At 54.1% G+C, this 13,605-nt stretch carries 13 protein-coding genes; 3 read left to right on the forward strand and 10 right to left on the reverse strand.

All coding sequences use genetic code 11. From position 1 onward, the window contains the following. Nucleotides 1–18: 18 nt before the first annotated feature. From FVB43_RS09220 to rstA, 7 genes are all read right to left on the reverse strand, one after another. Nucleotides 19–909, reverse strand: a complete 891-nt coding sequence (locus tag FVB43_RS09220; RefSeq protein WP_167863805.1) for an N-acetylmuramoyl-L-alanine amidase — start codon at nt 907–909, stop codon at nt 19–21. A gap of 121 nt (nt 910–1,030) precedes the next feature. Further along, nucleotides 1,031–1,837 (reverse strand): trypsin-like serine peptidase, encoded by an 807-nt coding sequence (locus FVB43_RS09225; protein ID WP_133841924.1) that lies wholly within the window; start codon nt 1,835–1,837, stop codon nt 1,031–1,033. Nucleotides 1,838–1,956: 119 nt separating this feature from the next. Beyond that, the gene (gene ydgU, locus FVB43_RS24940; protein WP_455814865.1) at nt 1,957–2,040 is read right to left on the reverse strand and encodes a small membrane protein YdgU; all 84 of its coding nucleotides are present in this window, start codon (nt 2,038–2,040) and stop codon (nt 1,957–1,959) included. Nucleotides 2,041–2,126: 86 nt separating this feature from the next. After that, complete coding sequence (gene asr / locus FVB43_RS09230) at nt 2,127–2,648, reverse strand: acid resistance repetitive basic protein Asr (RefSeq protein ID WP_133841925.1); 522 nt, start codon at nt 2,646–2,648, stop codon at nt 2,127–2,129. Nucleotides 2,649–2,975: 327 nt separating this feature from the next. After that, a complete protein-coding gene (locus FVB43_RS09235) occupies nt 2,976–4,460 on the reverse strand; it encodes a carboxypeptidase M32 (RefSeq protein WP_167863806.1) in 1,485 nt (494 codons plus the stop codon). Nucleotides 4,461–4,479: 19 nt separating this feature from the next. Further along, nucleotides 4,480–5,769: a two-component system sensor histidine kinase RstB gene (rstB, locus tag FVB43_RS09240; protein ID WP_133841927.1), complete on the reverse strand. Its 1,290-nt coding sequence runs from the start codon at nt 5,767–5,769 to the stop codon at nt 4,480–4,482. Next, nucleotides 5,766–6,494: a two-component system response regulator RstA gene (gene rstA, locus FVB43_RS09245; protein ID WP_133841928.1), complete on the reverse strand. Its 729-nt coding sequence runs from the start codon at nt 6,492–6,494 to the stop codon at nt 5,766–5,768. Before rstA ends, rstB begins: the two co-directional genes overlap by 4 nt. Nucleotides 6,495–6,671: 177 nt before the next feature. On the opposite strand from rstA, the gene FVB43_RS09250 reads away from it, so the two are divergent. Then, nucleotides 6,672–7,103, forward strand: coding sequence for a hypothetical protein (locus FVB43_RS09250; RefSeq protein WP_197931266.1), 432 nt, complete (start codon nt 6,672–6,674; stop codon nt 7,101–7,103). Nucleotides 7,104–7,106: 3 nt separating this feature from the next. On the opposite strand, the gene FVB43_RS09255 is transcribed toward FVB43_RS09250, so the two are convergent. Beyond that, complete coding sequence (locus FVB43_RS09255; protein WP_133841930.1) at nt 7,107–8,498, reverse strand: amino acid permease; 1,392 nt, start codon at nt 8,496–8,498, stop codon at nt 7,107–7,109. Between the two features lie 210 nt (nt 8,499–8,708). Continuing rightward, nucleotides 8,709–9,659, reverse strand: a complete 951-nt coding sequence (gene ydgH, locus FVB43_RS09260) for a DUF1471 family protein YdgH (RefSeq protein WP_133841931.1) — start codon at nt 9,657–9,659, stop codon at nt 8,709–8,711. Between the two features lie 518 nt (nt 9,660–10,177). Between ydgH and pntA the strand changes: the two genes are divergently transcribed. Beyond that, complete coding sequence (gene pntA / locus FVB43_RS09265; protein ID WP_167863807.1) at nt 10,178–11,707, forward strand: Re/Si-specific NAD(P)(+) transhydrogenase subunit alpha; 1,530 nt, start codon at nt 10,178–10,180, stop codon at nt 11,705–11,707. A 10-nt stretch (nt 11,708–11,717) separates the two neighbouring features. Next, nucleotides 11,718–13,106 (forward strand): Re/Si-specific NAD(P)(+) transhydrogenase subunit beta, encoded by a 1,389-nt coding sequence (gene pntB, locus FVB43_RS09270; RefSeq protein ID WP_133841933.1) that lies wholly within the window; start codon nt 11,718–11,720, stop codon nt 13,104–13,106. 86 nt (nt 13,107–13,192) lie between these two features. Here the strand turns inward: pntB and FVB43_RS09275 are convergent, their stop codons facing one another. After that, nucleotides 13,193–13,459 (reverse strand): DUF2534 family protein, encoded by a 267-nt coding sequence (locus FVB43_RS09275; RefSeq protein WP_133841934.1) that lies wholly within the window; start codon nt 13,457–13,459, stop codon nt 13,193–13,195. Nucleotides 13,460–13,605: the final 146 nt, after the last annotated feature.

The raw sequence follows: 13,605 nt of genomic DNA on the forward strand, positions 1-13,605 counted from the left end.
ATGCTGGCAGGGACAACGTTATAAATCGGTATTACTCTCCTGCTGGGAAGCGATACGTTGCGTATCGCCGCGATATTTTTCCACCAGCGCAGCGGCAATGGCCTCGGTTTCTGCATCGGCGATGCCGCTGTAATCAGACGGACGAAAGTGCATCTGAAACACCGCAATGACCTGTCGGGTAGTGGTATCCATGACGCCCGTTTGCGGGATTGAATAACCATAACGGGCCAGATAAGCCTGAATTTTAACGGGTGAACCGGTATCACTGGGTGCACGGCCCGCCAGAAACTGCTGTACGGTGCTGCTGTCCGGCCAGGCACCGATACCTTCATCGGCTAACTGTTTCCACGGAAAGAGTGGGCCAGGATCAACTTTTCGTGTGGGGGCCACATCGCTGTGACCGAGCACGTTATCCGGCGTAATATCATAGCGTTTGATGATATCGCTGGCGAGGCGGGCAAGCAGTTTGATTTGCCTGGCATCCCACGCATACCATTCCCGCTCCATTAAATTCTGTTCATAGCCCAGATTCACATTTTCGACGCCAATAGAGCTGTCATTCAGGTTCGTGCGACCATTCCAGGCGCTGACACCGGCATGCCATGCGCGCTTATCTTCGGCAACCAATTGATAAACCGTATTTTTGCTCAGTAACGGGTTGTTGGAAGAGGGCACGAGATAATGTGCACTGACATTACCCCGGGTGAGCAGACGCATTGAGTCAGTATCATTGGCGGCGGTGTAATGCAGGATCAGAAATCGCACACGCTCATTCTGGCTTTGGGAAGGGTGTTGTATGTTAACCAGATAACCCGTCCGTTGGAGCGGATTACCTGATTGCGGAAGACTTTGGTTTTTGGTGCAGCCTGCGATGAAGAAAATCAGGCTCATCAACGCTATTTTTTTCATACCTCATCCTTGAACACTGAAAAGTCAGTGACATTATCGACGAGGGACTTAAATAGAAATATCCACTAAATAGCGATAAAAACGGCGATGCTATGCCAGCGCATTTTTTACCGTGTCATCCTTATTGTGCCAGTGCTTCCAGGCTGTCACGAAATGCGGTCACAGCAATGGCCCGGTTATCCGCCAGATAACGATCTTTGGGCGCCGGGGCCGAACTCTGCACCGCGATCAGCTGCCAGTTGCCATCAACCTTTAACAATAACGGTGAACCGCTGTCACCCGGTAACGTATCACACTGATGTGACAGCACATTTCTTTGCGCCCAACCGGTGATCAGACAGTCGTTGTGAGAGTAGAGCGTATCGAGATGGTCTTCCGGATAACCCGCCTGTGTGACGCGGCGACCTGTCATTTTTAACGCGGCAGTGAGATCTTTGCGCGACCCGGAAAACAATGGAATAGGGACAATCCCGGAAGGGGGATTACGCAGAATAATCAAGCCAAAATCATAAGGCGCAGCGGAAGCCGGGACAATCCAGCCATCACCATCAGCCTTCAGTTTTTTCCCCAGGGCCGGATCAACACGCGCTTCAATATCGTGGATCTCATAACGCCAGCTGCCGTTATCACTGGAGATAAAACGCAGGGCAACGGCTTTGTCGGGTTTTCCCGGTGGGGCAAGCAGGCAGTGTCCGGCGGTCAGCGCAAGATGAGGAGCAATCAGCGTCGCGCTGCACAGGTTGCCGCTTTCAGTTTCCAGCTGGCCAATGGCTTCCCAGGGTACAGAAGCTGTCTCGCTGACGGGCTGGCGGTCATCTTTACCAAAAAACAGTGTTTGCGTGTCAGCGTCGCTCCGCTCGGGATCTTCGGCATGGGTGTAACAGGACACGGTAAGGAAACCTATCAATAACACAGCGGTCAGACGCATATTTTTCTCAGGCTGGAAAAACGTTGATATCAGTGATTATGCTAGTGCAGTAACTATAGACGGATAGTGCTGGAAAAGGGAGATTAATTTGGAATATCAGCACGCTACAGCAACCCTGATTACAGGTAAAAGCTGGCGGCTACCAGGCCACATAAGATCATCACAGCCAGAATGATTTCGAATAAATAGCGACGAACCATCATCCGAAACTCCTTAAAGAAACACCCGGTAGAACCGGGTGTTTGAGTGAACTAATGTACGTGAGGTATAACACCCCGGCCGTCAGTCATTACGCTTTAGGAGCGGCTTTCTTCACTGCTTTGTGGTGTTTTTTAGCAGCCTGGGCTTTCTGAGCAGCAGGTTTGGTTGCTGCTTTATGGTGCTTTTTAGCAGCCTGAGCTTTCTGAGCTACAGGTTTGGTTGCTGCTTTGTGGTGTTTTTTAGCAGCCTGGGCTTTCTGAGCTACAGGTTTGGTTGCTGCTTTGTGGTGTTTTTTAGCAGCCTGAGCTTTCTGAGCTACAGGTTTTTTAGCCGCTTTGTGGTGCTTTTTAGCCGCCTGAGCTTTCTGTGCAGCTGCTTTTTTCGCTTTGTGGTGCTTTTTAGCGGCCTGGGCTTTCTGCACAGCCGCTTTCTTGTGTTTTTTCACATGCTTAACAGACGCTTTCACTGGTGCTGGAGCAGCGGTGGTGTTGGTAGCAGCAGCCACAGTCGGTGCAGCGGTGGTAGCTGGAGCAGCCGTTGTTTCAGCCGCGAAAGCAACAGAAGACAGACCCATTGTAGCAGCGACAACCAGAGCAAATAATTTTTTCATTGCAAAACCCTCAAGGTGTTTTTAGTTCAGGTGTCAGCCCACTCTGGGGCCGGTGAAAAGACTATAAGGGAATCAGTGAGGGCTTTCCGTGAGTGATTGGTATCGGCGTGTAACCGATTGTACAAGAGGGGCGATACGCAGAAAAAGGTCGAGGCATGCCTCGACCAGGGGTAGAAACGCGCAGGGGTCAGGCATGCCTCGACCAGGGGCAGAAACGCGCAGGGGTCAGGCATGCCTCGACCAGGGGTAGAAACGTGTAGGGGTCAGGCATGCCTCGGCCAGGGGCAGGAACGTGTAGGGGTCAGGCACGCCTGACCCACAGGCAGGTTACTTCAAATAACGGCTTTCCAGGTGCTGGCGGAAATAGTGCGGATTCAGATCTTCCCCAGTGGCATTTTCAATCAACTGGCGGGTGCTGAAACGGCTGCCATGCTGCCAGATATTCTGCTGTAACCAGTCAAACACCGGTTGGAGGTCACCCTGACGGATCTGTTCATCAACCTGCGGGATCGCCCGCTTCACGGCCTGGAACAACTGTGCAGCATACATCGCGCCCAGTGTATACGTTGGGAAGTAACCGAATGCACCGTCCGTCCAGTGAATATCCTGCATACAACCGTCACGGTAATTGCCACGCGTATCCAGGCCCAGCCAGGCCAGCATTTTCTCGTCCCACAGCGCCGGGATATCCTCGACTTCAATCTCGCCGCTAATGAGTGCACGTTCAATTTCATAGCGCAGAATAATGTGTGCCGGATAGCTGACCTCATCGGCATCCACGCGGATCAACCCAGGCTTCACACGCTGGTTCAGAGCAATAAAGTTCGCTTCATTGAGTTCCGGGCGGTCGCCCAGCAGCAACTGTACCTGCGGGCGGATCAGGCTGAGGAATTCAGGGCTGCGGCCGAGCTGCTTTTCAAAGAACAGGCTTTGCGATTCGTGAATGGCGGTTGATCGCGCCAGCGCCACGGGTTGATTGGCCCACTGCTTAGGCAGATTTTGCTCGTAGCGCGCGTGCCCGGTTTCATGGATAACTCCCATCATGGCGCTGATAAACTCGGCTTCGTTATAGCGCGTGGTGATACGGACATCCTCGGGTACGCCACCACAGAAGGGATGCGCACTGATATCAAGGCGCCCGGCGTTAAAATCAAAACCCAACTGTTGCATAATCGCCAGGCCCAGCTGTTGCTGTGATGCCTGGGGGAAAGGCCCTTCAGGGCGATCGACAATTTCGCCAGCCTGCTGTTCAACGATCTGCTGTAACAGATTCGGCAGCCACTGCTTCAGGTCACCAAAGGTTTTATCCAGTTTGGCGCTGGTCATACCGGGTTCGAACACATCCAGCAGGGCATCGTAACGCGATTTTCCACTGGCCTGAGCGCGGATTTCAGCCTCCTCACGGCTCAGCTTTACTACTTCTTTCAGATTGGCGGAAAACCCGGTCCAGTCATTGGCCGGACGCTGCTGGCGCCAGGCATGTTCACAGCGCGATCCCACAATAGACTTGGCTTCTACCAATGAAGCCGGCAGCAACGAGGCCTGCTGCCAGGCGCGCTGCATTTCAGCCAGGTTGGCCTGTGCCACATCATCCAGATCTTCCTGCTGTGCCTGTTGCAGCCAGACACCCACCTCTTTCGCGGTGAGGATTTCATGGCGCAGGACGCTCAGCTCCGCCAGCGCTTCACCGCGCGCGCGGCTGCCGCCCGCGGGCATCATGGTCATCATATCCCAGCCTGCAATGGCCGACAGATGGCCGAAGCGGGAAAGGCGCTGGAAGGTACGTGTCAGGTGAGCATAGGAAGAAGACATAGATTTCCTTATTGAGAGTTTAAGAGTGCAGAGTGGGGGTCACTGGCCAGCAAAAACGCACGCTGGCGCCCCCAAGCGGACTGCTGTCGATGATGACATAGCCGCCAAAAGCCTGGGCGATCGAGTGGACAATGGCCAGGCCAAGTCCACAGCCTCCGGTCGCGCGGTCGCGGCTGGGATCAAGGCGTACAAAGGGTTCAAAGACCCGCTGACGTTCGTCCAGTGGGATCCCCGGACCGTCATCCTCAACCTGCAAGAACGCCATATCGCCATCAAACCACAGGCCGACCCGCAGACGTTGATCGGCATAACGCAGGGCATTATTCACCAGATTATCGAGCACGCGCTCCATCAGACGGGTATCGGCAACGCCAATATTCTCGCGCTGCGGCGTATCCAGGGCAATATCAAACGCCGGCTTCACCGAACGGATATCGTCCAGTCGTTCATGCAGCCACTGGGCCAGATCGAGCGTTTGCAAATTCAGGTTAACCTGCGGACGGTCCAGACGGGCATACGTCAACAGCTCCTCGATCAGTGACTCCAGCTGGCCGATATCGCGATTAAGCGCCGCAGACTCGGCTTCCGTCAGGTTATCACTCATTTCCAGGCGGTAACGCAGGCGAACCAGCGGGGTGCGTAATTCATGCGCGATGCCGTCAATCAGCTGTTTCTTACTGGTGACCAGCGTGTTGATATTATCGGCCATCTGGTTAAATGCCACGCCAAGGCGCAGCAGGCTGGAGGTGCTGTCGAAATGAATACGTTCCTCAAGGTGCCCCTGACCAAAGCGTTGCGCGGCATTCTCCAGCTTTAACATGTCCTGCCAGTGCGGTCGCATCCAGATAAACACGGGCAACGCCAGTGAAATACCGATAAACGCCAGCAGCGCGATATCCAGAATGCGCATCTCATGCAGGTAAAACAGGTAGGGAATGGGGCCGACGGCCAGCACATAGTGGCTGCGCGGAATATGCTGTAAGAAGGTGTATTCATCGTCCAGCGCCACGATCTCACCCGAACGCAGGCGGCGCAGCGTCCCGGGGTCTAGCTGGTATTTGCTCATTGGCTCAATATGCAGCTTAAATGACAAATTGAGGTCGAGGTTGTCGATGGTTTTATTCCAGTCGCGCGGGGGGATCTCCCTCAGCTCACTGCGCATCAGGTACAGCGAACTTTTCATCAGATCGTCCATCGACTGACGCCCGGCGCGCTCGGCGGTAAATTTGTACACCAGCCCAACCAGCATTGCCATCACCAGGAAACAGACAAACAGCAGCAGGTAAAACTGAATAAACAGTTTTTTCATTGTGCATCCCAGGCGTGCGGCGCAAACAGATAGCCTTTATTACGGATGGTTTTAATCCGGTAAGGCTCGGTGGCGCTGTCCAGCAGCTTCTTACGCAGGCGAGAAATCGCTACATCAATGCTGCGGTCCATACCGTCATAACTGACGCCGCGCAGCGTTTTTAGCAGCGCATCACGATTAAGAATGGTGCCTGCATGGGTTGCCAGCTCCCAGAGCAGATCGAAATCGGCGGTGGAGAGGGCGACAATCTCATCGGAAAGCGTGACCTGACGGTTAATCGGATCGATGCTTAAGGTGCCAAACCGCAGGGCTTTCTGACCCGCAATCCCAGGGGCTATCTCTTCATGCTGGCTATTGATCCCTGCCTGGCGCAGATGCAGCCGCAGACGTGCAAGGAGAACCGCAGGCGGCGTGGTCTTGAGAATATAGTCGTTTGCCCCCATCTCCAGCGACAGAATATGATTCATATCGCTGTCCAGCGACGTCAGCAGCACGATAGGGCCTGACCAGCTGTGACGCGTACGCAAATCGCGGCACAGCGTCATGCCATCTTTGCCTGGCAGCATAATGTCCAGCATCACCAGGTCAGGATTCGCGGCAGCAATAGTCTCTTCCGCGCGATCGCCACGGCTTTCTACAATAACGTCAATGTCATGCCGGCCCAGATAGGCAGCAATCAGTTCACCAACATCTTTATCATCTTCGACAAATACAATTTTGTTCATAGGGCCGGGTATCAGGCTATTGGAAACCGTAGCTTATCCTTTCCTGGTCGCAACGACCATTAATCAGCGCTAAATGTTAGGGGGAATGTAGTACAAACTCAGTCGAATATGTCATTATATCCCGCGCCTGAAAGGGTGTGCGGTGTCGAGCCCGGTCAGGGCTGTTCTTGCGTCGAAATGGATAAGGGGATAAGAGTGTCAGAAGAGAAGCTGGCTGCAGCAGAGTACAGTGATCGTATCTGCCTCAACTATATCGATTTCCTCTCCGCATCCTGTAAAAAACGCTGGAGCTTTGTTGACGCCATCTATGGTGTGATCCCGTTTTTTGGCATGATTACCCGCAAGTCAGCCACCAGCCCGCCTTCATCATCCGAACCGCTGAAAGACCTCGCGCTGCAAATCATCTCGACCCAGGTCAGCGATGAAATCAATATCGCCCGTCTGATCACCCTGGCGCAACAGCAGCACATTGGGCAGTTTGATATCCTGATGCCTTACCCCTTGTCCGAATCACAGCTGGTTGCTATTCGCCAGGAGTACGCCAGGCCGCTCAAGCTTGAGCAGCTCGACGATCGCCTTAGCGTGATACTCCCGCAGCTGACACACTGACCCTTAACGGGTCAGCATCCAGACGGCAGGCAGGGCGGTGATCACCAGCAGCACCATGATCGATTTTTCAACGCGGTGCAATGACGTCCCGGCGCGGCCGCCACGGCGGGCAAACAGAAACAACACCATCCCCGGCGCGTACAGCACTACCGACAGCAGCAGATGCATCGGGCCCGACGCGTACAGCAGCCACACACCATAGACGCTGGCACCCAGCGCCACCATCATCGCCCCGGGTTTATTTGATTCACGCGCGACCTTAAACAGATAAGCGCCGACCAGCAGATAGGGCACCAGAATCATCTCAGAAGCAATGGTCAGCAATGTGTTGTAATCGGAGCCGGTCAGCCAGATCAGGATCAGACACACCTGCACACAGCCATTGGTCAGCCACAGCGATGCAGAAGGAGCGCCCCGTACATTCTGCCGACTCAGACCGCGTGGGAACGCGCCATGCTGTGCCGCCACCAGCGGCACTTCCGCTGCCATGATGGTCCAGCTCAGATAAGCTCCGCAGACAGAAACAATCAGGCCGCTGACAATCACCAGGTTGCCCCAAGGGCCGATCAGGGCGGTCATCAATCCGGCCATTGAGGGATTGCGCATTTCAGCCAGTTCGGCACGCGGGACGATCCCGAGTGACAGCAGCGTCACTAGCAGGTAGATCGCCAGCGCCGCCGTGACCGCCAGCAGCGTGGCACGTCCCACGTCACGACGGTTTCGCGCACGCGATGAAACGACCACCGCACCTTCAATACCGATAAATACCCACAGCGTAATCAGCATGGTGTCTTTCACCTGCTGCCAGACCGGTTTCCCCAGTGCGACGCCGCTGAAATCGAAGCGAAAACGATCGTAATGGAACGCGGCAATGGCCAGCAGGACAAATAAGCCCAACGGCAGCAGTTTGCCCAACGTTGCGATCAGATTAATGCTGGCCGCCGTCTGCACACCGCGCAGCACCAGCGCATGCACCAGCCACAGCAGGATTGAGGCTGCAAGCATGGCCTGCCAGGTGTTGCCATCGCCAAAAATGATATGGCCGGGAGAGTCAGTAAAGAAGCTCATGGCGGAGAAAACGATCACCAGGTAGGACACATTGGCAATCACGGCACACAGCCAGTAACCCCAGGCAGAACAGAAGCCAATCAGTTCGCCAAATCCCGCCTTTGCATAAGTGAAAATGCCGCCATCTAACTCGGGTTTCAAGCGGCTCAGCAGCAGCATGGCCAGCGCCAGTAGCACGATCCCCACACCGGTGATGGCCCAGCCAATCAGCAGGGCAGCCGGGCTGGCGACCGCCGCCATATTTTGTGGCAGGCTAAACACGCCCGCGCCTAACATAGAACTGAGTACCAGCGCCGTCAGCGCGGTGAGACCTAACTTTTTGTCCAAGAAAAACTCCGGTTACAGAATAAAACACCAGTTGTAACGACCATGTTGGTTTTAACTCAGGATGTGAGGCCGGAAAAAGCAACGAAACGCCTGAAAGTGGCGGGGGATTTTACGGATAGCGGCGGCAGGATGCAATGACTTACTATGCAAAAAGAGACGGGAATTATTCATAACGACGGGGCAACCAGGCAGTTGCCCCGCAAAGAGACGTTACTTAAAGAGATCCGCAGAGACGGTCAGGTTACCGCCGCTCTGATTCGACCACTGACGGGTGACGTGATAATACTTGGCACCTTTAGCGATCGCACGGCGACCCACTTCTTCAGACACTTCAGTCGGGGTGCTGTAGTGGCCGGTGAAGGTCACGCTATCGTACGGCTGCATCTGCGCCGCAGTAATGGCATTCACTTCCTGCACACTTTTGCCATCCGGGCGAGTCACGGTGTAACGCTTACCGGTTGAGCTTTGAGTTTCATAGAAACGGCCCACTTTGTTGCTTGGGGTTTCATTGGATGCCACACCCGGTAGTTCAACCGTTTTCGCTGCCGCACCGCCCGCTGCCAGCGCGGCTTTACCTGCTTCGGAATCCGCCGGGATCAGGTTAGGAGACTGCACCTGACGCTTAGGCGCATCGGCTTTATAGATGTAAGCCGTGATAATCTGATTGCCACCGCTGTTGGTGTCGATCTGACGCACGATAAAGAAAGACTCTGCGCCTTTCTCTTTTGCTGCACGGGTAATGGCATCATTGACATCAGGCTGGCTGCGGAAAAAGCCGCTGGCGCTGACGGTGTCGTAAGGCTCAATAGTAAACGCTTCTGCTTTGGTCAGCTCACGTACGCCATTAATGATGCGATCTTTATTTTTCGGCGCAACAGGCGCATCGGCATGATAGAGATCGGCCGTCACATTCCAGTTGCCGCCGTTGCCGTTGGTATCGTTGATACCCTGAATATAGTAAGAGGCTGCACCAAGCGCATCAGCACGTTTTGATACGGCATCGCTGGCCTCGTAGATGGCATTAAAACGCCCGCTAATGGTGATCCGATCAAACGGTTTCAGCGCAGCGGCTTTCTCCGGCGTCAGTTCCTGCGCCGCATGGGCGGTCAATGCTGTGAGTGACAACAGGGCTGATGCCAGAATGGTATTCTTCAGCTTCATAAAAATTAATCCTTCGCCTTACGCAAAAAATGAGTACAAAAACGTGCTGGACTCTTGATGTGTAACAGATTAGCGGATGATTATTGCATGTAATAATGTTCGCTGTCTCAGCCATTTTGTGGGGATTTGATGTCAGTACAATTCCCGTTTTCAGAATAATGAAGAAAGCTGGCTGAATCGTGTCATTTTTCAAACATTAACAACTTAAGCTGGTAATTGTTAACACTTATATCGTTAACACATTGTTAATCAATGTTTTTTGATAACGTTTGTCGGTAAATGTTAAATTTTACCGTAGCAGATAATGCGTTCTTTACATCCTGATTCAGGCTCAATATATCGCTGGAGGGGGTCTGTACTGCTTTTTTATCGGTTAGTCATCACCAGACACTGACTGTGGGTGGATCGGAACACTTATTTTCAGTAGGTTATAACCAGTTTGAACCTGTTACGTTTCGGTCATAAGGGCCGGGACGATGAGAACAAACCATCGTACTCTCTGAAGAAAAGGGAAGATTATGCTTATTGGTATTACCAAAGAGCGGTTGCCCAACGAAGCCCGTGCTGCTGCGACACCAAAAACGGTTGAACAGTTATTAGCTCTGGGTTTTAGCGTCGCTGTAGAAAGCGGCGCGGGTAAACTCGCCAGTTTTGAAGACGCGGCCTTTGAAGCGGCTGGCGCAACCATTACCGATTCGGTGAATGTCTGGCAGTCCGATATCGTATTAAAAGTGAATGCGCCGACCGACGAAGAGATTGCTCTGACGCGTGCCGGAAGCACGCTGGTGAGCTTTATCTGGCCTGCGCAAAACCCGGAACTGCTGGCAAAACTGGCCGCGCGTAACGTCACCGTGATGTCTATGGATGCCGTGCCGCGTATCTCGCGTGCGCAGTCTCTTGATGCGCTCAGTTCGATGGCAAACATCGCCGGTTATCGTGCGATTGTTGAGGCTGCGCATGAATTTGGCCGATTCTTTACCGGGCAGATTACCGCCGCCGGTAAAGTGCCACCTGCGAAAGTGATGGTGATTGGTGCCGGAGTGGCCGGTCTGGCCGCTATCGGCGCAGGCCGCAGCCTGGGCGCTATCGTGCGTGCCTTTGATACTCGCCCTGAAGTGAAAGAGCAGGTCCAGAGTATGGGCGCGGAGTTCCTCGAACTTGATTTTGAGGAAGAAGCGGGCAGCGGTGATGGTTATGCCAAAGTCATGTCGGAAGCCTTTATTAAGGCCGAAATGGCGCTGTTTGCGGCTCAGGCGGAAGAAGTGGACATCATTGTCACCACCGCGCTGATCCCGGGCAAACCGGCACCGACGCTGATCACCGCAGAAATGGTTGCCTCCATGAAACCGGGCAGCGTGATCGTCGATCTGGCTGCGCAAAACGGCGGTAACTGTGAGTTGACCGTGGCCGATACCATCACCACCAGCCCGAACGGGGTGAAAATCATCGGTTACACCGATCTGCCAAGTCGTCTGCCGACTCAGTCTTCTCAGCTTTATGGCACTAATCTGGTGAACCTGATGAAGCTGCTGTGCAAAGAGAAGAACGGTGAAATCACCATCGACTTTGACGATGTGGTGATCCGCGGTGTGACCGTGATCCGTGATGGCGAAATCACCTGGCCTGCACCACCAATTCAGGTGTCTGCTGCGCCGAAAGCGGCCAAAGTGGAAACCCCGATCGAAAAACCGGTGGAAAAACCTGTCTCACCGCTGCGTAAATACGGGCTGCTGGTGCTGGCGATTGTGCTGTTTGGCTGGCTGGCCAATGTGGCTCCACCTGAGTTCCTTTCGCACTTCACCGTCTTTGCGCTCTCCTGCGTGGTGGGTTACTACGTGGTGTGGAACGTCAGTCATGCTCTGCATACGCCGCTGATGTCGGTGACCAATGCCATTTCAGGCATTATCGTCGTCGGTGCCGTGTTGCAGATTGGTCATGGCGGCTGGGTCAGCTTCCTGTCCTTCGTTGCGGTGCTGATTGCCAGCATCAATATCTTTGGTGGCTTTACCGTCACCCAGCGCATGCTGAAAATGTTCCGTAAAAACTGAGGGGAAGTCCATGTCTGGCGGATTAGTGACAGCAGCTTATATCATCGCTGCGATCCTGTTTATTTGCAGCCTTGCCGGGTTGTCTAAACATGAGACCTCGAAGCAGGGGAATATTTTTGGCGTAAGCGGAATGGCGCTGGCGCTGGTGGTAACCATCTTCGGTCCGGATACGGGCAACGTTGCCTGGATCCTGCTGGCGATGGTGATCGGTGGTGCTATCGGTATTCGTCTGGCGAAGAAAGTCGAAATGACCGAAATGCCAGAGCTGGTGGCCATGCTGCACAGCTTTGTGGGGCTGGCTGCCGTGTTGGTCGGTGTTAACAGCTACCTGGACCACGGCCCGGGCCTGCTTCCGGTGATGGAAAACATCCATCTGACCGAGATCTTCATCGGTATCTTTATCGGTGCGGTGACCTTTACCGGTTCTATCGTGGCCTTTGGTAAGCTGTGCGGCAAAATTTCTTCCCGCCCGCTGGCGTTGCCACATCGTCATAAGCTCAACCTGCTGGCACTGGTGGTTTCACTGGCGCTGTTGATTATGTTTGTGCGCAGTGACAGCACCGGAACCCAGGCCTTTGCGCTGGTGGTAATGACGCTGATCGCTCTGGCGTTCGGCTGGCATCTGGTGGCGTCTATCGGCGGTGCGGATATGCCTGTCGTGGTCTCCATGCTGAACTCCTACTCGGGTTGGGCGGCAGCGGCGGCGGGCTTTATGCTCAGCAACGACCTGCTGATCGTCACCGGAGCGCTGGTCGGTTCGAGCGGTGCCATCCTCTCTTACATTATGTGTAAGGCGATGAACCGTTCATTCTTTAGCGTGATTGCAGGCGGGTTTGGTACTGACAGCAGCTCAACCGGTGAAGGCGAAGAGATGGGCGAGTATCGCGAAATCGATGCCGCGGGCACCGCTGAACTGCTGAAAAACTCCACCACGGTGGTTATCACCCCAGGCTACGGCATGGCGGTGGCGCAGGCTCAGTATCCGGTGGCAGAAATCACCGCCAAACTGCGTGAGCGCGGCATCAAGGTGCGTTTCGGTATTCACCCGGTAGCGGGTCGTCTGCCTGGTCACATGAACGTCCTGCTGGCCGAAGCCAAAGTGCCGTATGACATCGTGCTGGAAATGGATGAGATCAACGATGATTTCAGCGATACGGATACCGTACTGGTTATCGGCGCCAATGACACCGTCAACCCGGCGGCACAGGAAGACCCACGCAGCCCAATCGCGGGTATGCCCGTGCTGGAGGTGTGGAAAGCGCAGAATGTGGTGGTGTTTAAGCGTTCGATGAATACCGGCTATGCCGGTGTGCAGAACCCGCTGTTCTTCAAAGAGAACACCCAGATGCTGTTCGGTGATGCGAAAGCAACGGTAGAAGCGATTCTGAAAGCGCTGTAACAAACCGTGGGGCGTCAGAACCAGCGTGGCCCCCTACAACAAGAGCTGACCCTTGATACGGGTCAGCTCTTTTTTTTGCCGGTGATCTAGCCCCGGCTATCCGGGTTCTGCTCGCCGATAAACCAGTACCACAGCGGGATAGACAGCAGCACGGTAAACACCGAGCTGTATATCAGGATCATAAAGAACTCAGAAACATACAGCTCCACCGGCCAGGTAGAGAAGGGCATATTATATTCATCGATGGCACCACCGATGATCGCTTTGGTCATCACGATAGCGGCGCACACCCACAGGCAGGCCTGTGCGATAAAGAAATTCCGGCGTTTTTTGCCCGGAGGGAATAATGACATGATGTGTACTCCTTTACTGTTTTCTAAAATTTAACGTCAAGTGGCATCAACGTTACCCGCCCGACTGATGTGGACATTGTAGCGTTTCTTCCACGCGGGCCGAAAGCGCTGAAATTACATTCCTGCGAGTGTCGCATATTCATTTC

It is taken from the genome of Erwinia rhapontici, assembly GCF_012271765.1.
GTDB classification, from domain to species: Bacteria; Pseudomonadota; Gammaproteobacteria; order Enterobacterales; family Enterobacteriaceae; genus Erwinia; species Erwinia rhapontici.

Bases quoted from the DNA above. Each gene is read 5' to 3' on its own strand.
- FVB43_RS09220 (WP_167863805.1), bottom strand. From the start codon at position 909: ATGAAAAAAATAGCGTTGATGAGCCTGATTTTCTTCATCGCAGGCTGC.
- FVB43_RS09225 (WP_133841924.1), bottom strand. From the start codon at position 1,837: ATGCGTCTGACCGCTGTGTTATTGATAGGTTTCCTTACCGTGTCCTGT.
- ydgU (WP_455814865.1), bottom strand. From the start codon at position 2,040: ATGATGGTTCGTCGCTATTTATTCGAAATCATTCTGGCTGTGATGATC.
- asr (WP_133841925.1), bottom strand. From the start codon at position 2,648: ATGAAAAAATTATTTGCTCTGGTTGTCGCTGCTACAATGGGTCTGTCT.
- FVB43_RS09235 (WP_167863806.1), bottom strand. From the start codon at position 4,460: ATGTCTTCTTCCTATGCTCACCTGACACGTACCTTCCAGCGCCTTTCC.
- rstB (WP_133841927.1), bottom strand. From the start codon at position 5,769: ATGAAAAAACTGTTTATTCAGTTTTACCTGCTGCTGTTTGTCTGTTTC.
- rstA (WP_133841928.1), bottom strand. From the start codon at position 6,494: ATGAACAAAATTGTATTTGTCGAAGATGATAAAGATGTTGGTGAACTG.
- FVB43_RS09250 (WP_197931266.1), top strand. From the start codon at position 6,672: ATGGATAAGGGGATAAGAGTGTCAGAAGAGAAGCTGGCTGCAGCAGAG.
- ydgH (WP_133841931.1), bottom strand. From the start codon at position 9,659: ATGAAGCTGAAGAATACCATTCTGGCATCAGCCCTGTTGTCACTCACA.
- pntA (WP_167863807.1), top strand. From the start codon at position 10,178: ATGCTTATTGGTATTACCAAAGAGCGGTTGCCCAACGAAGCCCGTGCT.
- pntB (WP_133841933.1), top strand. From the start codon at position 11,718: ATGTCTGGCGGATTAGTGACAGCAGCTTATATCATCGCTGCGATCCTG.
- FVB43_RS09275 (WP_133841934.1), bottom strand. From the start codon at position 13,459: ATGTCATTATTCCCTCCGGGCAAAAAACGCCGGAATTTCTTTATCGCA.